A 21,118-nucleotide genomic window follows, 5' to 3' on the forward strand; every position below is an offset into this window, starting at 1 on the left:
CTGTTGTTGGCTTAGCAGGAGCTGGGCAGCTTTTTTTCGAGTCTCGACGCCACCCGGTGAGCGATATTGGCGGCATTCTATACGGCTATTCACCAAATGGAAATGAGAACGTTTCTTATGTTTACGTGAATTCGCTTGCGCTACGCGGGGTTCATTGATAACGATTGTCATTCGATCTACCATCACGGCCCGACGCATTGAACCGCGCGCTTGCGCCCTGGCGCGGTGTTTTGTTTGTCATCCGCCTCATGTTGCCGGGAACCCTTCATCTTGCCGCGTGTTCGTCCCTTCATCCTTTCACTCGCCCTCGTCGTGGCTTGGCTGACGGGGAGCCCGACGCTGGCGAATACCGCCCTGGCCGACGAAGCGCAACGTTCGCCGCGCATCGCCGCCGCCAACTGGACGGCGGCCGAAACGCTCATCGCGCTCGGTGTGACGCCTTATGCCGTCTCCGACATCCCCAACTACAACGCCTGGGTGAAGGCACCGGCGATCCCCTCGGCGACGATCGATATCGGCCTGCGCAACGAACCGAACCTGGAACTGCTGGCCCAGCATCCGCCCGATCTGCTGTTGAGCAGCGCACTCTTCTCTCGCGATAACGCTCGGCTCGAACGTCTGATGCCGGTTCGCATGATCGACGGTTTCTACACCGACCAGCCCTTTTTCGAAGCGACGATCGCCATGACACGCCAGATCGGAGAACTGACCGGCCATCAGGCGCAGGCGGAAACCTTGATTGCGGAAACCACGCGTCAGCTCGAGGCAGCTAGTCAGGCATTGAAAGGCATCGATACCCCGGTCTACATCGTGCAGTTCAGCGATGCCCAGCACGTGCGCGTCTTCGGCGAGGGCAACATGGTCGGCACCTTGTTCGCGCGAACCGACCTGGAAAATGCCTGGACTGGCCCGACCAATGCCTGGGGCTATGCCAGCATTCCGATCGACCGCTTGGCCGCGCATCCGGAAGCGAGCATCGTGGTCATCGAGCCCTACCCGCGCCAGGTCGAGCGCGAACTCGACGACAACCAGATCTGGCAGCATCTACCGGCCGTGCGCGAGGGTCGCCTGAGCAGCATCGATCCGGTCTGGCCCTACGGTGGGCTGATCTCGCTACAGCGTCTCGTCGAGTCGATGGTCGACGTGATGGCCCCCGTCGCCAAGGACAATCACTCATGAGCCCGCGCACCTCATCTCCGCTCTGGTTCGCGCTGGCCCTCGGTCTCCTGGCACTGGGGCTCGGCTACGCCACGCTGACGCTGCAATTCGGCGATCTCAGCGGCCACTGGTGGCAGGCGGCCGTCTCTCCCGACGACGCCAGCATCCGCCAGATCGTGATGCACTACACCTTCGCGCCGCGCCTGGTCGTGGCCCTTCTGAGCGGTGCCGCACTGGCGCTGGCCGGCTGCCTGATGCAGCAGGTGCTGCGCAATCCGCTGGCATCACCGGCGACGCTTGGAGTCACCAGCGGCGCCCAGCTTGCGCTGGTGGTCGCGACGCTGTGGGCGCCGGGCTGGATGCTGGCAGGCCGCGAGTGGATCGCCCTGATCGGCGGCATCGCCGCCACGCTCCTGGTCTTCGCGCTCTCGTGGAAACGCCGGCTGGCGCCGATGGTCGTGGTGCTCTCCGGCATGGTCGTCGGGCTCTACTTCAGCGCCATCAACAGCGCGCTGCTGCTGTTTCATCAGGAGAGTCTGTCGGGACTCTTCATCTGGGGCTCGGGGGCCCTGGCCCAGGACAACTGGCACGACACGCGCTTCCTGCTCGTTCGACTGGCCATCGCGCTGGTCCTTGCCCTGCCGCTGCTGCGGCCACTGGCGTTACTGGATCTCGAGGAGGAAGGCGCACGCAGTCTCGGCATCTCGCTGCGCAAGCTGCGCTTCGCCGCGCTGGGGCTGGGGATTTTCATCACGGCCTGCGTGGTCAGCGCCGTCGGCCTGATCGGGTTCATCGGTCTGGCGTCTCCCGCCATCGCCCGGCTTTCCGGCGCGCGTACGCTACCGCAGCGCCTGGTGTGGTCGATGATCATCGGCGCCCTGCTGCTGGTCGTCACCGACCTCGGCGTCCAGCAGCTGTCCCCGTTTACCGCTTCAATGCTGCCAACCGGCGCGATGACCGCGGCGCTCGGCGCACCGCTACTGCTATGGCTGCTGCCACGGCTGAAGATCGGCGGTTCTCGCCCCACGCCGGCGACAGGGCTGACGCTGCCGCGCCGCGCCGATCCCCAGCGTCGCCTGTGGTTGCTGGCGGCGCTGACGCTGATCGGCGCACTGCTGAGCCTGGTGCTCGGCTTCATGCTCTCCGGCAGTGGCGCGCATCCCAGTATCGCGGGCCCGGCTGACTGGGGGTTGATCCTCGAATGGCGCCTGCCACGGGTGGCCACGGCCGCCGCCGCCGGGCTGATGCTGGCGATCGCAGGCACGCTCCTGCAACGTATGACCGGCAACCCGATGGCAAGCCCCGAGGTACTCGGGATCAGCGCCGGCGTGGCGATCGGCGTCATCGCGCTGATGCTGCTGCCACTGGGCATTGCCCCATTGAGCGGTTCGGTGACGGGGTTCTGCGGCGCCGCCGTCGCGCTGCTGGTGCTGGTGGTCAGCAACCGGCGCAGCGGCTTCGCCCCGGAACGCCTGCTCCTGACCGGCATCGCCATCTCCTCGCTGCTAGATGCCATGCGTGCCATCGTGCTGGCCAGCGACGACCCTAGGGCACAGCAGCTGCTCTCATGGCTCGGGGGGTCGACCTATTACGCCAGCCTCTCTTCCTCAGCCTGGATCGTGGTCATCGCCCTGGCCCTGTTCGCACTGACGCTGCCGCTGCATCGGTGGCTGACGCTGCTGCCGCTGGGGGCGCCCACAGCGAAAGCGCTCGGCATGGACGTCGACCGCAGCCGTCTGTTGCTGCTGACGCTGGTCGCGCTGTTGACCGTCGCCGCCACGCTGGTCATCGGTCCGCTCTCCTTCATCGGCTTGATGGCGCCTCACATGGCACGGCTGATGGGCTTTCACGGCGCGCGCCATCAACTGCTCGGCGCCAGCCTGCTGGGCATGCTGGTCATGATCTTGGCCGACTGGCTGGGCCGGAATCTGTTCTTCCCGTACCAGCTGCCGGCCGGCCTGATCGCGGCCTTGATCGGCGGGGTCTACTTCATGTGGGGATTGCGGCGACTCTAGGCGCTGTTCAATACCAGGCGCCGTTCGATACCGGCGCGGATCGCCATGTGGAGGCGGATACGCTCAAGCGGCAAAGCTGCGCCAGATCTCCAGCGATCGCGACAGCTCGTCTTCCAGAATGCGGCGGTTGCCGTCGCTGGAAACCGGCGCGCCCGGATCATGCATCGGCGGCAGGCACTCCATGATGACGGGGCCCTCGAAGCCGATGCCATTCAGGGCATCGTACTGGGCCCGGAAATCAATACTGCCGCTGCCGATACCGCCGCGCGTCGAATCCGAGATGTGATAGATGCCCAGTGACTCGCGACTCGCCTCGATCGCGGCTACCGGGTCGCGCTCCTCGAAGTACATGTGATAGCTGTCCAGAATCAGGCGCAGGTTATCGCGATCCACATCACGCACCAGCCGGTTGCCGGCTTCGGCATCGTGGATCATTGGCACTTCGTCGCGATTGACGACCTCATAGAGCAGCTGCGGCCCGCGCGTTGCTGCATGGTCGGCAAGCTCGCGGCACGCCTCGACAAGCGCGGCAAACGGCTCGGCCTGGCCCTGCACCCAGAACGACAGTAGCGGCAGCGTGACGTAGGGCGCCTCGAGTTCGGCAGCGATGTCGATGACGCGTCGATAGGCGTCAATCCCCGCCGCGGGTGTCGGTGTCTGGCCAGACTCGGGTATCACCCGCTGGGCATCTACCGCCATCAAACGCAGGTTGCGCCGATCCAGGGCGCGGCGAATGTCCGACGGCGTGTCACGTTCCCAGAGGTCGTTGATCTGCACGCCGTCGAATCCAAGTTCGGCCACCTTGTCCATCAGCAGGTCGAGATCATCGAGGCCCAGTGTCCAGGTACAGAGTCCGATGCTCATGCCCTTCCTCTCCTTTCTTCGCGCGTTGGCCCGACGAATCGCGGGCGGTCCCCGCTCAGCATAGGCAAGGCATCGCGACGACGACAATCGACGCCGACCGGAATCGCCTCAGGCGGTGCCGAACACGGGCAGCAGATGCCTTTCGATCGCCTCGCGCACCGAGGGCAGCATGACGTCGGTTTGCTGCATCAGCTCGCGGATGCTCGCCTCGAGCCCCTCGACGCCGCGCGCCCGATGACAGCCCGCCGCCAGTCGGGCGCAGGTTTCCGGGCACGCCTCCTCGGGGATATGAATGCCGAGCCCCACCAGCCGCTGACGGAAGTCCTCGCCATCGATAAGATCTACGATCATCATGCCCCACCTCCTTCGCCTATCGGCTTCGCGCTCGCCCCGCTCGGCCGATTGTCGTCTCGAATGGATTGCTGCCGGGTGCGTCGCACTTTCGGCACCTGTCGGTCATTATGTATCCGATTCGCCACGCTGACGTCGAGAGGCTCGAGGTCGCCGTGTCGGTTTCGCGACATCCGATGTCATGGCCAGGGTGTCATGGCCAGACAGTGCTTCCAGGAGGGGTCATGCCCGCGCCCGCTTTCTGTCGACACGCCCTGCTCGCCGCCTCGCTTGGCCTGCTGATACCGATGCCGTCGGCGCAGGCGGACACGACGCGCTTTACCTACTGGGACGACCCCAGTGCCTCGGCCATCTCGTTGCGGCGGGATCAATTCGTGGCGCAGGCCCGTCAACGTGAGGGACTCGCCCGCCTACGATTCGTCAATCGTGTGGTCAACAATGCCGCGCGTCAGCGCTTTGAAGAAGAAGATGTCTGGAAGGGATTCGACCGCCTGGTCCGCGACGGCTTCGGTGACTGCGAGGATTTTGCCATCGCCAAGTACCAGATCCTGATCGAGGCGGGCACGCCCTCGGCCCGACTCGATTTTCTAGCGGCCGAGGACACGCTGACACCGACTTACCATGCCGTACTGCGCTATCGCGAGGACGACGGCAGTCACCTGATTCTCGACAATCTCACGCCGATGATGCTGCCCCAGCGCCAGCGCACCGACCTGACGCCGCTGGTGACGTTCGACCGGGAGCGCGCCACCTACTTTCACGATGGCACTTTCCACGCGGTCGCCCCCGCGCGCATCGAGCTGGGCGGCGAGCGCCTGGCCCAGCGCATGCCGCATCTACTGGACTACTGATCGGCACCTTCGGCGTCGCTGACCGGCGCCAGCACCTTCTCGCTGCGCAGATAGGCGAGCAGCCGATCGGCAGCCTCGTCCGGCGCCAGGTCCGTCAATACCTGACCACCGGACGCGGCTGACTTGGCTGCGGCTGCCTTGAAACGGTCGCGCGCATTGGTGGACTTGACCACCTTGAGCCGCTTGGGTCTGGCACGCGCCGGCTGCCACTGCCAGGCCGCCCAGCCTGGATCCGCAGCCGGCGCGGCGGTGGCCACGCTATCGGTAATACCGCGACGCGCCGGGCCGAAAGCGCTCTGACGCGGCGCGGGCGCCACGCCATCCACCGCCAGCAGGCACGGTAGCGCGACCTCCAGGCGACGGCGCTGTCCCTGCGGCAATGCCTGCAGCACCGTCACGTGGTCGCCGTCACACTGCTCGATCGCCGCAATCCCGGTCGCGATCGACCACCCCAGCGTTTCCGCCAGCAAATAGGGCAGCATACCGGACCCTTCGCCGCACTCGGCCCGCTGGCCGGTGAGGACCAGACGGGCATCGCTTTGCCGCAGCCGCGCGGCCAGAGCCGGCAAGGCATCGCCATCCGGCGCCATCGGCAGCAAGTCGAGTCGGCCTGGCCCGGCGCCGGCGGACAGACCGTGATACATGCCCAGATATTCCGGCAGCGCCGCATCGTCGGCATCGCCGGCGTGCAGCAGCGTGAGCGTTCCGCCGCTCAGGGACAGCCCCATCTCCACCGCACGCGCATCTTCACGGGCGCGTCCGGCGCGGCCGGAGACCGGATGGCGCCCGCTGGAAACCAGTGCCACGGTCTTGACCGCCGCGCCAACCGTCACGTTGTCAGGCTGCGTCATGCTGCACCTCCCGAGGTTCGCCCTGCGCCGCCCGAGGTTGCCCCAGGCGTTCGCAAACCGCCGCCAGCACGGCGTCGCCGTCACCGATAATCGCCAGATCGGCGCGCTTGACCATGTCGCAGCTCGGATCGCTGTTGATGGCGATCACTCGTTGACACTTGGTGATGCCCTGCAGGTGCTGGACCGCACCGGAAATCCCGACGGCGATATAGCAGCTGGCGGTGACAAACGTGCCGGTGGCGCCGACCTGGCGGGCGCGCGGCATGTAACCGTCGTCGACCGCCACGCGCGAGGCGCCTTCGCTGGCGCCCAGTACGCGCGCGGCGTGGTGGTAGCCGTCCCAGTCGCCGATGCCGCGGCCGGCGGAGAGAATGAATGGCGCCTGGGCCAGCGGGATCTGCTGCGGATCGACCGCTACCCGACCGCGATCGACAACGCCCGCGCTGCCGGCCTCGCTGCGCGCCTCGGGCGCGGGTGCCGTAGTCGATGCCGCGCTCGCCAAGGTGATCGGCCTGGCCTCGTGACGCGTCTCGCTGATCGGCTCCGCGCACTCCGCCAGCGCGATCAGAATCTTCGGCACGTCGCGCTGAATATCCTGACGGTCACCGGCCCGCGAACGCGTCTGGCCGTCGACCACCTGCCACACGCGCGTCGCCGGGCGGGCGCGCGTGTCGCCGGAATCGCCGGCTGCCAGTCTGGCGCCCAGACGACGGCCCAGATCGCCACCACCGGGAAAATCGTCGGCAAAGATCCAGTGCAACGGCGCCAATTCTCTTTCGACCGTGACCAGTGCCGCCAGCCGGGATTCGGGGTCGTAGGCGTCGGCATCGACGAGATCCGCCAATTCGAGCCGGCGGTCGGCGCCGGCATCCTCGAGGCCGGCAACCTCACGCTGAAAGGTTACCGCGGTCACCGCAAGGTCGGTATCGGCGGCCAGCTGTCGTGCCAGACCGAGGAGGTCGCGATCGTGATCGCTCAGGCGTCCCTCCGCCAGCTCCGGCACCACCATGAGGTAACCGCTCGGCGCGTCGAGCGTGATCGGGCGCCGCGCCGGCTCGGTACTGGTCTGAGCACCACCGGCGCTACTTGCCTCTACCGAGGCCCCGCTGCGATCGATGCGCTTGACCCCATTGGGGCCAATGGCGCCGACGGCATGCGGGTTGATCCGCGTCACGCCGGCCGCACTTGTCCAGCGCCAGGCCGGGCGGGCGAACTCGTGATGACGCGGATGCAGGCGGTTGCGCCTTATCCGCTCGGCGTGGGGGTCGACTCGTCTGACACTCATGCCGGAATCTCCTCTCGCGTGTCGGCGGTAGCGGTCGGCGACGCAGTGTCGCTCGCTGGCTCGATCAGTGCCTCTGCGACCATTTCGGCCAGATCCTTGATCTGGGGCCTCGGCTCGACCACCCCCTCGAGCATGGCAGTGCACTGCGGGCAGGCCACGGCAACGGTCGACGCCCCCGTCTCACGCACGTCTTCCATACGCATGTCGGGAATGCGCGCCTTGCCGGGCACGTCGGAGAGCGCGGCCCCGCCGCCGCCGCCGCAGCAGCGCGAACGGTATCCCGAGCGCTCCATCTCGGCGAACTCGACGCCAAGCGCGGCCAGCACCTGACGCGGCGCGGCGAACTCGCCGTTGTAACGGCCGAGATAGCAGGGGTCGTGATAGGTCACCGTCTCGCGCTGCTCGGCGGCCTTCACGTGCAGGCGACCGGCGTCGAACAGCTCGGCGATGAAGGTCGAATGGTGGCGAACCGTGTAATGGCCACCAAAGGCCCCGTACTCGCGGCCCAGCACATGAAAGCTGTGCGGATCGGCGGTCACGATGCGCTGGAAGCGATAGCGCGAGAGTGTGGCGATATTGCGCTCGGCGAGTCGCTGGAACGTCGCCTCGTCGCCCAGGCGGCGGGCGACGTCGCCGCTATCGCGCTCCTCGTCGCCGAGCACCGCGAAATCGACGCCGCCGGCGCGCAGGATCTTGACCAGCGAGCGCAGGGTACGCTGGTTGCGCATATCGAAGGCGCCGTCACCGAGCCACAGCAGCACGTCGACTCCCTCCGGACGATCCTGGATGCGCGGGATGTCGAGATCCGCCGCCCAGTCGAGCCGCGAGGCGTTGTCGAGCCCGCCGGGGTTGTCGGTGGCGATCAGGTTGTCGATCGCCGCGGCGCCCTTCTCCGGCGTTTCGCCCCGCTCCAGCGTCACGAACCGACGCATGTCGACGATGGCATCGACATGCTCGATCATCATCGGGCACTCCTCGACGCAGGCGCGGCAGGTCGTGCAGGCCCACAGCGTCTCCGCCTCGACCAGCTGCGGCACGATCGGCTCGGCGGGCGCGCCCCGGTGCTTGCCGACCTCGATCCCCGGGTAGGCGCTACCGGCGTAGCGGGCGTCGCTACCGCCGACCATGCCGACGACCATGTCCTGAATCAGTTTCTTGGGATTGAGCGGCTGTCCGGCGGCGTATGCCGGGCAGACCGCCTGACAGCGGCCGCACTGCACGCAGGCGTCGAAGCCCAGCAACTGCTCCCACTGAAAATCCGACGGCTTTTCGACGCCCAGCTTCGGCGCCGCGAGATCGAGCGGGAACAACGCCGTGGAGCGGCTGCCGCGATGTACGTCGTGCGGGATCTTCGATTGAGGCTCGCCGTGCTGGTCATCGAAGCGCTCGGGGCGACGGTGAAACGCCAGGTGCAGGGAACCGGCGAACGCATGCTTCATCGGGCCGCCCCAGCCCATGCCGACGATCATTTCCAGAAGGCCCCAGGCAACCAGCAACGTCAGTACCAGGGCCAGCGCGCCGCCGCCCAGTGTCGTCGGTGCCACCCCGACCAGCGGCAGGCTGACCAGGAACATGCCGACCGAGTAGGCGAGCAGGCTCTTCGACAGCCGCTGCCAAGGGCCCTTGGAAAGTTTGGCCGGCGGGTCGAGGCGGCGCCTATTGACCGCCAGCGCCCCGACAAACATGCCGAGACTCGCCAGCAGCAGCAGCCCGCCAAGGATCGGGTTGCGCCAGCCGAAACCATGCACCACCAGCGCCAGCGCCATGGCCGCGACGAACCCGCCGGCGGTGGCGACGTGCGTGTGGGCCATCGCCTTGTCGCGGGCGACGATGTGGTGAAGGTCATTGAGATAGCGCTTGGGCATGCGCACGAGGCGATGCCAGCCCATCGGGCTGCGCTGACCGCGACGCCACAGGCGGATACGGCGCGCCGCACCCACCGCGCCTACAGCCAGCGCCGCGAAGATCAGAATGGGGAGTAGCGTCTGCAGCATCGGACTTCTCCGAATAAGTCGCTGACATCAGTCATTACGGCACACCCTGTCAGAAGAGCCCTGACGCTCGCCGTCGCCTCGATACGATAACGAGCGACGACGAGATCGGGACGCGTAGACCAGGCGCATGCCGAGCAGCCAGCGGAGTGGACCTGTTTGTCCCTGAGCACGGCGACGAGGGGGGTTCAACATCGACTCGTCGAGCGCAATCGCATTCCGCTAGAAGTGCATGCAGAGACGAAGCGCGTCATAGATCGCCGCATGCGTATTGCGCTGCACCACGCAGTCGCCCAGCCGGAACAGTGCGAACTCGCCCGATGCCGCCAGCGTGGGCTGCGGCTGTATCGCGTAAAGCGCCTCGAGGTCGACCTGGCCGTGGTTGCGCGAACGTTCCTTGAGCGCGTAGTAGAGCCCCTCATCAGGGCGCACGCCGTTCTCGATCACGACCTGATCGACGACACGCTCCTCGTGCTCGCCGGTGTACTCGTTCTCGAGCAGCGCCACCAGGCTGTCGCCCTCGCGGTAGACCTTCTCCAGGGCCAGATCACCGGTCATCACCACCGCCTGCTGGTAGAGGCTACGGTAGTACGTCGGGAAGGTCGTCCCGCCGATCGCCACGCCAGGTTTGGTGTCGTCGGTGACGATCTCGACCTTCGCGCCCTTGCTGGCGAGATAGTCGGCGGCGGACATGCCGCTGAATTCGCACATGGTGTCGTAGACCAGCACGTTCTTGCCCGGCTCGACCTTGCCGCTGAGAATGTCCCAGCTGCTGACGACCAGGCTCTCGTCAGGATTGTCCGAGTAGCCCCAGCCCGGCACCTGCTCGAGATAGGGGTGACCACCGTTGGCGAGCACCACCACATCAGGCTGCAGATCGCGGAGGGTCGAGTCATCGGCTCGCGTCTCGAGGCGGACATCCACGCCCAGACGCGCCAGCTCCATCTCGTACCAGCGCGTGATACCGGCGATCTGATCGCGCTGCGGCGCTTTCGCGGCGAGCGTGATCTGCCCGCCCAACTGCGGCTCGGCCTCGAACAGGGTGACGTCATGGCCACGCTCGGCGCTGACGCGCGCCGCTTCCATACCGCCGGGGCCACCACCGACGACGATCACCTTGCGCTTGGGTCCGCTGGTTTTCTCGATGATGTGCGGCAGCCCCATGTATTCGCGCGACGTCGCGGCGTTCTGGATGCAGAGCACGTCGAGCCCCTGATACTGGCGGTCGATGCAGTAATTGGCGCCGACGCACTGGCGAATCTGGTCGGTCTCGCCAGCCTTGATCTTGGCGATCAGGTGCGGGTCGGCGATGTGCGCCCGGGTCATGCCCACCAGGTCGACGTAACCGCCTTCGAGGACGCGTTCCGCCTGTGTCGGATCCTTGATGTTCTGGGCATGAATGACCGGCACCGACACCACTTCCTTGATGCCCGCGGCCAGATGCAGGAAAGGCTCCGGCGGGTAGGACATGTTGGGAATGACGTTGGCCAGGGTGTCATGCGTGTCGCAGCCCGAGCCGACGACGCCGAAGAAGTCGACCATGCCGGTGGCATCGTAGTGAGCGGCAATCTGCTTCATGTCATCCTGGGACAGACCGTCCGGATGAAACTCGTCGCCGCAGATGCGCAGGCCGACGCAGAAGTCGTCGCCGACCTCGGCGCGCACCGCCTTCAAGACCTCCATGCCGAAACGCATGCGGTTCTCGAAGCTGCCGCCCCACTGATCGGTTCGCTTGTTGACGCGCGGACTCCAGAACTGATCGATCAGGTGCTGGTGAACCGCGGAGAGCTCGCAGCCGTCGAGCCCCCCCTCCTTCACCCGGCGTGCGCCCTGGGCGAAGTCGTCGATAATGCGCCAGATCTCCTCTTCCTCGATCGTCTTGCAGGTGGCGCGATGGACGGGTTCGCGAATCCCCGAGGGCGACACCAGCGTCGGCCAGTCGTGACCATCCCAGCGCGAACGACGGCCCATGTGGGTAATCTGGATCATGATCTTGCCGCCATGCTTGTGCACGGCATCGGCGAGATTCTGGAAATGCGGAATGATACGGTCCGTGGAGACGTTGACCGAGCTCCACCACGCCTGCGGGCTGTCGATGGAAACCGGCGAGGAGCCCCCGCAGATGCAGAGGCCGCAGCCGCCTTTCGACTTCTCCTCGTAGTACTTGACGTAGCGGTCGGTGGTCATGCCGCCATCGGTGGCATAAACCTCGGCGTGGGCGGTGCTGACCACACGGTTGCGGATCGTCAACTTGCCGATCTGGATCGGCTTGAATAGCGCTTCATGGGCCATGGCCGGTCATCTCCTCGGACTCGGGCGACATCGTTATGGAAAGGTGTGTCGCCTCGAGCGTTCTGGTACACGGAATTGCAAAATGTCTGGGTCCGAGCGAGTCGGCACCCCTGTCGATCAGCGCGGCTTGACCTCGAAGTAGCCAACCTCGCAGCCCGGTTCGGCACCGCTCTGCGTCTGCTCGGCACGCGTCCGCAGCGCACTGCCGCGGGCCTCGAGAATCTGGTCCATGGCGCCGGCGAACCAGCCGGTGAACATGTACTCCTCATGCTTGCCGGTCTTGCCGAGCTGGTAGACGAAGCAGGAGTGTTCGAGGCGCACTGTCGCCGTACCGGCGTCGAGATCGATCGCCTCGGTGATGAACAGCCCCCAGCCGCGCTGGGACAGCCGGTTCATGTAGTGTTCGAACACGGCGACACCCTCGAGACCATGCAGCTCGGCCTCCTTCTCGCACCAGTACCAGGCGGACTTGTAACCGGCGTCGTAGAGGATCTTGGCGTAGGCTTCGACGCCCAGCGCCTCCTCGATCGCGACATGGTTGTTGATGAAGAAGTGGCGCGGCACGTAGAGCATCGGCAGCGCATCGGTGGTCCAGACACCGGTGTCGCTATCGACGCTGATCGGTAGTTCAGGGGCCATCTGAGTCATATCGGTGTACCTCGGAAGATGTTCTTGAGCTTCGGGCTTCGAGCTGGATTGTGCTTGGTATACTGCGGAGCCGAGCGAGCTAGCGAAGACAAGGCGAAGGCTGCCGGGCTCGCGCAGTGGACGCGGTTGTCCATGAGCACAGACCGGCAGCCTTCAACGCCGTATTCGCGACGCACAGCCGGCTCATATCGCGTTATTCGCCCCAGACGTCACGCAGGGTCCGCATCCAGTTCTCGCCCATGATCTTGCGCACGACCGACTGGGAAAGGCCGTGGTCCAGCAGCGCCTGAGTCAGGTTGGGGAACTCGCCGATGGTGCGGATGCCCTTCGGATTGATGATCTCGCCGAAGCGGGTCAGGCGGCGGGCATAGCCTTTATCGTGGGTCAGCCACTCGAAGAAGGCTTCGTCCTGGCCCTGGGTGAAGTCGGTGCCGATGCCGATCGCATCCTCGCCGACGATGTTCATGATGTAGACGATCGCTTCGACGTAATCCTCGACCGTAGCGTTGACACCGGCCTTGAGGAAAGGTGTGAACATGGTGACGCCGACGAAGCCACCGTTGTCGGCGATGAACTTGAGCTCCTCGTCGGACTTGTTGCGCGGGTGCTCCTTGAGGCCGGTCGGCAGGCAGTGGGAATAGCAGACCGGTTTCTTCGATTCGAGGATCACTTCCTCGGAGGTCTTGGCACCGACGTGAGAGAGATCGCACATCATGCCGACGCGATTCATCTCCGCGATGACCTCGCGGCCGTAGCCGGAGAGACCGCCGTCGCGCTCGTAGCAGCCGGTTCCGACCAGGTTCTGGGTGTTGTAGCAGAGCTGGGTGATTCCCACGCCGAGCTTCTTGAAGATCTCGATGTAGCCGAGCTTGTCCTCGAAGGCGTAGGCGTTCTGGAAGCCGAGGATGATGCCGGTCTTGCCCTCTTCCTTGGCGCGGGTGATGTCGCGGGTGGTGTGCACCGGGCGCACCAGCTCGGCATTGTCGCGCATCAGCTGATTGACCGAGACGATGTTGTCGACGGTGGACTCGAAGTCCTCCCAGACCGACACCGTGCAGTTGGCGGCGGTCAGGCCGCCCTTGCGCATGTCTTCGAACAGGGAGCGGTCCCACTTGGCGATGATCAGACCGTCGATGACGATGGCGTCGTCGTGCAGGGATGGTGTCGACATGCGAAGTTCCTCCTCGGGTTGGCGTCCGCGCGAGTTGGCCTTGTGGTGAAGCAGCGGGACGACTGTTCCGCGCAGCATATCCCCGCACCCGAAGCGCCCGCCGACCGAAAGCGAATCCGAGTGTTCCGATTGCGTCACGCCGTTTTGCCTGCCCACGACACGCCTGCCTGAGCGGCGTGCCGACCGCGATGCTTGACGAGGTGTTCGGCGCCGGCTAAAACGTTCTATAAATAGAACGTTCCTTTTACAGAACACTTCGGCATGCGCCTTGCACTTGCGGATTCAGGCACTGCCTAGCCGGTTCGATGACCGGCGCGTGGCCCTGATCAACGTGGTGCGTGCGCGAGGAACGTGGCGAGAGCCGACGGGCCGGGTGAAAAAGCAGGAGAGAGATTCATGGAAATCGCCGCGCGGCTGTCGCTCGGCCAACATCTGCAGGGGTTGCGTCAGGAGCGGGGGCTGTCGCTATCGCAGTTGGCCGGGCGCGCTGGCATCGCCAAATCGAACCTGTCGAGGCTCGAGCAGGGACAAGGCAACCCCACGCTGGACACGCTGTGGCGCCTGGCCCGGGAACTCGATACCTCGTTCGGCAGCCTGGTGGCACCGATCGCGACGCCGGTGGAAGAACCGGGCGTCAGCGTCACGCTGATCGAACGCAGCGACGCGATACCCGCAGTCGACGCCTACCTGATGCATCTGGCGCCGAATACCCTGCGTCGGGCGGAGGCACACCCCACCGGCACGCGGGAGACACTGCAGGTGATCGCCGGCGAGCTGGAAGCAGGCACTAGCGATACCGCCCGGATACTCGGCGCAGGCGATCTGCACCGCTTCGCCGCCGACCGGCCTCACCACTATCGCACCCGCGACAACGCAGCCAGCGTGCTCGTGACCGTCCTCTACGCCACGCCGGGAGAGCACCATGAGGGAGCCGATACGCATGAGTGACCCGACGCACCGACGTGAACCGCCGGCTGGCCAGCTGAGCGGCTGGCGTACCGGTGTCCGGGAAGCCTTGCCCCTGCTGGGCGGCTATATCCCGGTCGCCATCTCGTTCGGTCTGGTCTCTCTCCAGGCCGGCTTCGACACGCTGGAAACGCTGGCGATCTCCACGCTGATCTACGCCGGCGCTTCCCAGTTCCTGTTCGTCGGCATGGCCGCCAGCGGTGCGCCGCTCTGGCTGGCCGTGGCAATGACCCTGCTGATCAACCTACGCCATGTCGTCTACGCCCCCAATCTCGCTCCCTGGCTGCCACGCAGCCGCTGGTGGCCTTGGCTGATGCACGGCCTGACCGACCAGATCTTCGCGCTGGCACATGTTCGCCTGCCACAGTTGCCGGAGAGACAACGCGTCGGCTGGTTCTTCGGGGCGGCGCTGCTAGCGTGGCTGGCGTGGATCGGCGGGACGCTGCTCGGCGCGGTCGCCGGCGAGCGGATGACAGCCGCTTGGCCGCTATTGGGAGAGATCATGCCCTTCGCCCTGCCGGCACTGTTTCTGGTGCTGGTCGCGCCTCGTTTCACCTCCCGCCGCTGGTCGCTGGCGCTGGCGGTCGCGATCCTCGCCGCGCTTGTCTGCACGCTGAGCGGTTTCACCAACGGGGGGATTCCACTGGCGGCCGCCCTGGGCGCACTCTGCTTCTTCCTGATCCGCTTGCCGCCGCGTGACGGGAGGCAACCATGAGTCTGTCACTCTGGCTCGGCCTGCTCGCCGCGGCACTGGGCACCTATCTGATTCGCCTGCTGCCGCTTTGGTGGATGCAGCGACGACTAAAACGGCGCGATCCCCAGTCGCGCGTCGATGCGATGCCCGAGTGGCTCGCCGTGCTCGGGCCGATGATGATCGCGGCGGTTCTGGGTGTCTCGCTGGTACCAAAGACAGCAGACGCGAGCGGCTGGCTGGCCACCCTGTTCGGTCTGGTCGCGACCTGGCTGGTCTGGCGACGCACCCGCTCGCTCGGATTGCCGGTGGCAGCGGGCGTCGCGATCTTCGGCGTCGCCATCGTGATGATCGGCGCCCTGTTTCCCCCGGGATAAACCCGCCACCGGGGAGACAGCCCTGAACGCAAAAACCCCAGCGCCCGAGGGCACTGGGGTTCGTGAACGCAAGACCGGGACCGAAGGCCGGGATCAGCGCGGGGCAGCGTAAACCTAGCGCCGATGCTGTCGGCGACGGCGCCACAGCCAGCCACCCAGCAGTGCCAGCAACGCCACGACACCGACTGCCATGCCGGCCCGGGCCAGCGGCAGCAGCGGCGACGGTGCCCCGCCCGCCCGCAGCTCGCCGACGCGGGCCGCATCGATAGTCACGTCGCTGTCGCCAAAGGCGGTCATGACGTAATGGGTAACGTCGGCAACCTGCGCGTCATCGAGCTCGTCGGCAAAGCCGAGCATGCCCTGCCCATGTTCCGGCCAGACACCCTCGAGCACCGCCATCGCCACGTTGTCGGCATTGGGCTTGTCGAGCACCGGATGCCCCGTCAGCGCCGGCAGACCGTTCAGACCTCGCCCGTCAGGCGCATGGCAGGCGGCGCAGTTGTCGCGGTAGACCCGCTCGCCCGAACCGATTTCGGCCAGCGCCGCCGGGGTATCGTTATCCGTCAGCGGGGCGATGCCCTGACTCGCCTCGGTGGGTTCGGACACCGGCTCGCCCTCGCCGCTATCTGCCGGCAGCAGATAGGTGGCGATGGCCTCGAGATCCGACTGCGGCAGGCGAGAGAAGCTCTTGTCGATCGCCTCGAGCATCGGCCCGCCGGCGGTGGCACCATTGCTGGCGTGACCACTTTGCAGGTAGTCGACCAGCTGGTCACGACGCCAGTCGCCGATACCGGTTTCCGGATCGGCGGTGATATCCGGCGCGTACCAGGTCCCGAGCGAAGCACCGGCCAAGGCCTGATCCGGCTTCTCCGCCATCAGCAGGTTACGCGGAGTATGACAGGTACCGCAGTGCGCCGCGCCCTGGACCAGATAGGCGCCCCGATTCCAGGCATCGGACTTTTTGGAGTCCGGCTGATACGGCTGATCGTCGAGAAACAACAGATTCCAGGCCGCCATCGAGAAGCGCAGGTTGAACGGAAACGGCAGATCCGTCTGCGGAGGCGTCGCGTCGACCGGCGCAACCCCGTGCATGAAGTAGGCGTACAGCGCCTCGACATCGTCATCGCTCAGCTTGGCATAGGCAGTGTAGGGCATCGCCGGATAGAGGTGGCTGCCATCCGCGCGCACGCCCTGGCGCAGGGCGTCCGAAAACTGCTCGAGCGAATAGTCGCCGATACCGGCCTCGCTCGATGGCGTGATATTCGTGGTGAAAATCGTGCCGAGGGGACTCTGGATCGGGTGACCGCCGCTGAAGGCGGGCTGCCCGTGCTCGGTATGGCAGGCGGCGCAGTCGCCAGCGATGGCGACCGCCTCGCCACGCTCGATCAGCGTCTGGTCGTCGCTGTCGGCCTGGGCGACCTGAGCCAGGCCGCCGATCAGCAGCAGCGCGCTGGCGACCAGGCCGGTACGCGCGTTGAGGCGATTACCCATGCTGCGTCTCCTCCAGGATGCGATCCGCGGTACGCAGTGCCAGCGCCGCAGCCGTCAGCGTGACGTTGCAGGTGCCGACCGTGGGCATCACGCCGGTACCGACCATGTACAGATTGTCGTGGTCGTGGGCGCGGCCCCAGCGGTCGGTCACGCTGGTCGCCGGATCGTCGCCCATGGAGAGCGTGCCGGTGATGTGCTGGCGATTGGAGAAGGCGCCATCGGCACTGTGCTTGACGTTGGTCGCGCCGAGCCGCTCAGCGATGCGATCGTAGTTCTCACGTGTCGCTTGGGTACCACGTCGCTCGTACTCACCGATGCTCCAGTAAAGGCGCGGCGTCGGCAGGCCAAGCGCATCGCGCTTGTCACTCAGCGTGACGCGGTTGTTCGGGTCGGGCAGCTGCTCCATGGCATTCTTGATCGCCAGACGGCGAGCGGCGCGGTAGCGCACCTGCTCTTCCAGGTGGCGGCCGTGATAGCCCTCGGCGATCAGCTCCTTGGTCACCGAAGCGACCTTGGAGCCGTTGGAGATGTCGATGCGGAACGGCGCGTGCTCGGCGCGGAAGTCACCGTCACGGAACTGGCCGATCGAGCAGGGGCTGACCGGGCCACGACCGGGCCAGATCGGCTCGTCGACGTCGAAGCTGACCTTGATCGCCGGATGATCGCAAAGATGACGACCGACGTTGTCGCTGGCATTGGCGATGCCGTTGGGAAAGCGCTCGCTGGTCGACATCAGCAGCAGCTTGGGCGTCTCGATGGCGTTGGCCGCGAGCACCACGGTCGCCCCGCTCACCCGATGGCTGTTCTTCTGCCAGTCGTAATAGTGCACCGCGCTGATCGCACCGCGGTCATCATGCTCAAGCCGGTAGACCACCGCTTCGGTGATCACTTCGACGCCGGCGGCTTCCGCTTCCTGAGCAGCAAGGCCGCCATGGTACTGGGCGTCGATCGGACAGATGGGCATGCAGTTGTTATTGCCGCAGCAGGCCGGGCGACCGTCGTAGCTACGGCTGTTGCGTCCGGTGGCGTCGTCGATGACGCGGTAGTCGGGCGCCAGACGGTCGGTGACCCGCTGCTGCAGATAAGAGGCCGGCACCCGCTCCATGGGGAAGGGCTTGGCGCGCGGCGAGCCGTTGTCCGGCTCACCGCCGACACCGGCTATCACCTCGACCTGATAGTAATAGTCTTCGAGCTCGTCATAGCTGATTGGCCAGTCCTTGCCGACCCCGTAGAGGCTGTGCTGACGGAAGTCGTTGGGCACGAAACGCCAAAGTTGCGCGGCCCAGTGCCAGGTGGTGCCGCCAAACATGCGGATGTACTGGGCGTGGAACGGGTTCGGCCCGGCCTGCTCGAGGTAGTGGTTCGGCTCCGGCGTGAAGCGCGGCTGGGGAGCCATCTCCGAATAGGGATAGGGCGACATGTAGTCGGACTTGAAGGCCGATTCACGGTAGCGCTGGACCAGCTCGCCGCGGCTCTTGCGCGGGCCGGATTCCAGCAGCAGCACGGAGCGTCCGGCCCTGGCCAGACGGGTCGCCAGCAGGGAACCACAGATGCCCGCGCCGACCACGACGACGTCGGCGACTTGTTCGTTACTCATGGGATATCACTTGTTCTCTTCAAAAAGCGACGGCTTGAAGCTCAAGGCGCCCGGTGCCAGCTGCCGCAGGGACCGTAGGAAAAGCTCGGGGGAACCAAGGTGTCGGCAACGACCTGATTGGAGAGCGAATTGAGGTAGGTGACGTAGACCGCCTGCTCACCGCTGCCAACCACGCCGGTGTACCAACCGCTCAGCATGTCGCGCGCCAGGGTTTCCTCCGCCGCATGCGCCTCGCCGAACGCCAGGGTCGGCTGCGCCAGCAATTGTGGCTGCTCGCTCAGCAACGACTTCAGGCGTGCCAGCCTGTCGTCGAAGTCCGCCAGCGCCAGTTTCCCGGCCTGGAGCAGCGCGCCTGCAAGATTCTCGTCCAGCGACTCGTTTTGGGTCAGCTGGCGCGAAATGGCGAGAAAGTCGTTCATCTGATCGGTGGCCGGGGCCTCTGCCGCCGCCAGTGCCTCGGGCACCGCCAGCCAGCGCCCAGCGACCCCGGTCAAGGCAAAACCGCCTGCCATCTGGATGACGCGGCGGCGTGAAATGTCTGTCATTGTCGATCCCTTGCTGAACGTCGCCCGTGGGTTTCCAGGCGACGGATGACCGCTTCGCGTCCGGGGCGACGCAAAAGCCAAACTCGTTACCACGCTATGAAAGCGCGTCAGGATACCCGAGGCGAAACGTCGCAGCATCAATTATTCATATGACTAGATCAATTTAGCCGGACAAAGAGAGTCTTCGCCAAGGCCCAATAGCCTCTTCTTCACCTTGACGGCGTGAAGAGATGACCCATCGCTAAGGCCTGGACTGCGCGGCGCGATGCAGCAGGATATCGACACGCCGATTGGCCGCGCGCCCCTCGGCGCTGGCGTTATCGGCCATCGGCCGGGTATCGCCGTAGCCGATCGCACGCAGACGCGTGGCATCAACGCCCTGGGCGGAGAGATAGCGCACGACTGCAATCGCTCGCGCCGCGGAGAGATCCCAGTTGGAGGGGAACCGCCGGGTCGCGATCGGCACATTGTCGGTGTGCCCCTCGACCGAGATGCGACCGTCGAAGGTCTTCAGGTCGTCGACCAGACTGGCGATCACGTGCCGCCCCTGAGCAATCAGCGTCGCCTGACCGCTGGGGAACAGCAGATTGTCGTCGATCCGCAGCGTAATGCCTTCCTGTCCCTGAAGGACCCGGACACCGGGAATGTCGAGCCCTGCCAGACGCGGATCCAGGCCCTCGTTGAGCGGCTCCAGTCCCGTCTGATTCGGTGCCGTCGATGCCGTCACGGACGTGGCGCCATTGGCCTGCGTGCTGGCGGACTCGCCGCGCGGGATGATCGACAGCAGCAGGACGAAGAGCGTCAGCAGCAGTGTCAGCACATCCAGGTAGCTGGTCAGCCAACCTTCGTCCTCGGCCGAGGCCGCCGCGGGTGGCGCCAGCAGATGCTGCATGTCGCGATTGCGCATGACGCTACTCCTCCGAGGTCGAAGCCGAGCGGGCACCCGCGTCGGGCCTCGGCTTCACGTGACGATCGCGAATCTCATCGTGATAGTTGGCCATGAAGGAGTTCATCGTCTCTTCGATGAACGACGGCAGGCGCCGCTTGCTCATCAGCGAAATCCCCTCCAGCACCATGTTCATGGTGATCAGGCGCTCTTCCGTGCGCCGCTCGAGCTTCACCGCGATCGGCTTGAACACCAGGTTGGCCAGCAGGATGCCGTAGAACGTGGTCAGCAGCGCGACCGCCATGCGCGGCCCGATAATATCGAGACTGCCCGCATCGACCACTTCCAGCATGTTGACCAACCCCACCAGCGTCCCGATCATGCCGAACGCAGGGGCATAGGTAGCCATGGTGCGAAATATCTGCGCGTCCGCCTGTTCGCGCGTCTTGAGCCGCGTGATACGCCACTGCAGCACGTCGAAGATCTCGTCTTCCTTGGTGTTGGCGATCAGCAGTTGTACCCCCGAGCGCAGGAACGGGTTGCGCACGTATTCGAGCTCGCGCTCCACCGCGCGAACGTCTCCCTTGACCCATAGCCGCGACAGGTCGACCAGCTCCTTGATGTCGTCGCGCACATAGGTGTTCTCGCGTTTGAACACCACGCCGACGAGCCGCACGACGCGCACGACTTCCTTCAGCGGATAGCTGATGAAGGTCGCCGCCAGGGTGCCGGTCACGACGAGTACCAATCCGGGCAGATTGACGAAACTGTCCGGCGTCTCGGCGGTGAAGAACAGGACACAGACCAGCAGCAGCACGCTGGCGAAAATGCCTATCAGCGTGGAAGGATTCATCGGAGACTCCTGTCGCAAGAAGGGAATGTCATACGCGGCCGGCAACGGCGAGACGACATCGCATGGCAGCAACCAATCGAGATCAACGGCCAGAAACCGAAAAAGTTGAGCCTTCTCATTATTCTTAGACTAAGCATGAACATCACCGCCCGCTTGCCACGGGGCGATGCGGCCGATGGCGGCGTAATGTCGCGCCGTGTCCCGGGCTTCCGGACAGGAGCTTCCGGACAGGAGT

19 protein-coding genes are annotated in these 21,118 nt (G+C 65.6%); 6 read left to right on the forward strand and 13 right to left on the reverse strand.

The window, feature by feature from the left end:
• The first annotated feature begins 270 nt into the window (after nt 1–270).
• Both MC381_RS15595 and fhuB read left to right on the forward strand, forming a co-directional pair.
• Nucleotides 271–1,179 (forward strand): ABC transporter substrate-binding protein, encoded by a 909-nt coding sequence (locus MC381_RS15595; protein WP_251978682.1) that lies wholly within the window; start codon nt 271–273, stop codon nt 1,177–1,179.
• On the forward strand, nt 1,176–3,173 hold the full coding sequence (fhuB, locus tag MC381_RS15600; RefSeq protein ID WP_251978683.1) for a Fe(3+)-hydroxamate ABC transporter permease FhuB: 1,998 nt from the start codon (nt 1,176–1,178) through the stop codon (nt 3,171–3,173). The genes MC381_RS15595 and fhuB overlap by 4 nt, the downstream gene beginning before the upstream one ends.
• A 63-nt stretch (nt 3,174–3,236) precedes the next feature.
• Here fhuB and MC381_RS15605 read toward each other — a convergent pair whose 3' ends face one another.
• Both MC381_RS15605 and MC381_RS15610 read right to left on the reverse strand, forming a co-directional pair.
• Complete coding sequence (locus MC381_RS15605) at nt 3,237–4,037, reverse strand: sugar phosphate isomerase/epimerase family protein (RefSeq protein WP_251978684.1); 801 nt, start codon at nt 4,035–4,037, stop codon at nt 3,237–3,239.
• A gap of 108 nt (nt 4,038–4,145) precedes the next feature.
• Nucleotides 4,146–4,391: a hypothetical protein gene (locus MC381_RS15610; protein ID WP_251978685.1), complete on the reverse strand. Its 246-nt coding sequence runs from the start codon at nt 4,389–4,391 to the stop codon at nt 4,146–4,148.
• A gap of 221 nt (nt 4,392–4,612) precedes the next feature.
• Here MC381_RS15610 and MC381_RS15615 point away from each other — a divergent pair, with 221 nt between their 5' ends.
• Nucleotides 4,613–5,239: a transglutaminase-like cysteine peptidase gene (locus tag MC381_RS15615; protein WP_251978686.1), complete on the forward strand. Its 627-nt coding sequence runs from the start codon at nt 4,613–4,615 to the stop codon at nt 5,237–5,239.
• On the opposite strand, the gene MC381_RS15620 is transcribed toward MC381_RS15615, so the two are convergent.
• The 6 genes from MC381_RS15620 to MC381_RS15645 form a co-directional block, all read right to left on the reverse strand.
• Nucleotides 5,233–6,090, reverse strand: coding sequence for an adenine nucleotide alpha hydrolase family protein (locus tag MC381_RS15620; protein WP_251978687.1), 858 nt, complete (start codon nt 6,088–6,090; stop codon nt 5,233–5,235). The two genes, MC381_RS15615 and MC381_RS15620, sit on opposite strands and share 7 nt — an antisense overlap.
• On the reverse strand, nt 6,077–7,375 hold the full coding sequence (locus MC381_RS15625; RefSeq protein ID WP_251978688.1) for an electron transfer flavoprotein subunit alpha/FixB family protein: 1,299 nt from the start codon (nt 7,373–7,375) through the stop codon (nt 6,077–6,079). Before MC381_RS15625 ends, MC381_RS15620 begins: the two co-directional genes overlap by 14 nt.
• Nucleotides 7,372–9,369, reverse strand: coding sequence for a (Fe-S)-binding protein (locus MC381_RS15630; RefSeq protein ID WP_251978689.1), 1,998 nt, complete (start codon nt 9,367–9,369; stop codon nt 7,372–7,374). Before MC381_RS15630 ends, MC381_RS15625 begins: the two co-directional genes overlap by 4 nt.
• A gap of 219 nt (nt 9,370–9,588) precedes the next feature.
• The gene (gene dgcA / locus MC381_RS15635) at nt 9,589–11,658 is read right to left on the reverse strand and encodes a dimethylglycine demethylation protein DgcA (RefSeq protein WP_251978690.1); all 2,070 of its coding nucleotides are present in this window, start codon (nt 11,656–11,658) and stop codon (nt 9,589–9,591) included.
• Nucleotides 11,659–11,775: 117 nt separating this feature from the next.
• Nucleotides 11,776–12,306: a DUF5943 domain-containing protein gene (locus MC381_RS15640; protein WP_251978691.1), complete on the reverse strand. Its 531-nt coding sequence runs from the start codon at nt 12,304–12,306 to the stop codon at nt 11,776–11,778.
• A gap of 193 nt (nt 12,307–12,499) precedes the next feature.
• Complete coding sequence (locus tag MC381_RS15645; protein WP_251978692.1) at nt 12,500–13,477, reverse strand: dipeptidase; 978 nt, start codon at nt 13,475–13,477, stop codon at nt 12,500–12,502.
• Between the two features lie 396 nt (nt 13,478–13,873).
• Here MC381_RS15645 and MC381_RS15650 point away from each other — a divergent pair, with 396 nt between their 5' ends.
• The 3 genes from MC381_RS15650 to MC381_RS15660 are packed head-to-tail and all read left to right on the forward strand — an operon-like array spanning nt 13,874 to nt 15,511.
• Nucleotides 13,874–14,425, forward strand: coding sequence for a helix-turn-helix domain-containing protein (locus MC381_RS15650; RefSeq protein ID WP_251978693.1), 552 nt, complete (start codon nt 13,874–13,876; stop codon nt 14,423–14,425).
• A complete protein-coding gene (locus tag MC381_RS15655) occupies nt 14,418–15,158 on the forward strand; it encodes an AzlC family ABC transporter permease (protein ID WP_251978694.1) in 741 nt (246 codons plus the stop codon). Before MC381_RS15650 ends, MC381_RS15655 begins: the two co-directional genes overlap by 8 nt.
• Entirely contained in the window at nt 15,155–15,511 is a 357-nt protein-coding gene (locus tag MC381_RS15660; RefSeq protein ID WP_251978695.1) for a branched-chain amino acid transport AzlD family protein, read from the forward strand. Before MC381_RS15655 ends, MC381_RS15660 begins: the two co-directional genes overlap by 4 nt.
• A 114-nt stretch (nt 15,512–15,625) precedes the next feature.
• On the opposite strand, the gene MC381_RS15665 is transcribed toward MC381_RS15660, so the two are convergent.
• From MC381_RS15665 to MC381_RS15685, 5 genes are all read right to left on the reverse strand, one after another.
• Nucleotides 15,626–17,002, reverse strand: coding sequence for a cytochrome c (locus MC381_RS15665; protein WP_251978696.1), 1,377 nt, complete (start codon nt 17,000–17,002; stop codon nt 15,626–15,628).
• Nucleotides 16,995–18,599: a GMC family oxidoreductase gene (locus MC381_RS15670; protein WP_251978697.1), complete on the reverse strand. Its 1,605-nt coding sequence runs from the start codon at nt 18,597–18,599 to the stop codon at nt 16,995–16,997. The genes MC381_RS15665 and MC381_RS15670 overlap by 8 nt, the downstream gene beginning before the upstream one ends.
• A 41-nt stretch (nt 18,600–18,640) precedes the next feature.
• Nucleotides 18,641–19,144 (reverse strand): sugar dehydrogenase complex small subunit, encoded by a 504-nt coding sequence (locus MC381_RS15675; RefSeq protein ID WP_251978698.1) that lies wholly within the window; start codon nt 19,142–19,144, stop codon nt 18,641–18,643.
• Nucleotides 19,145–19,385: 241 nt separating this feature from the next.
• Nucleotides 19,386–20,051, reverse strand: coding sequence for an OmpA/MotB family protein (locus MC381_RS15680; protein WP_251978699.1), 666 nt, complete (start codon nt 20,049–20,051; stop codon nt 19,386–19,388).
• Nucleotides 20,052–20,055: 4 nt separating this feature from the next.
• The gene (locus MC381_RS15685; protein ID WP_251978700.1) at nt 20,056–20,883 is read right to left on the reverse strand and encodes a motility protein A; all 828 of its coding nucleotides are present in this window, start codon (nt 20,881–20,883) and stop codon (nt 20,056–20,058) included.
• Nucleotides 20,884–21,118 lie beyond the last annotated feature (235 nt).

The sequence above is a fragment of the Salinicola avicenniae genome, from assembly GCF_023736115.1.
Lineage (GTDB): Bacteria > Pseudomonadota > Gammaproteobacteria > Pseudomonadales > Halomonadaceae > Salinicola > Salinicola avicenniae.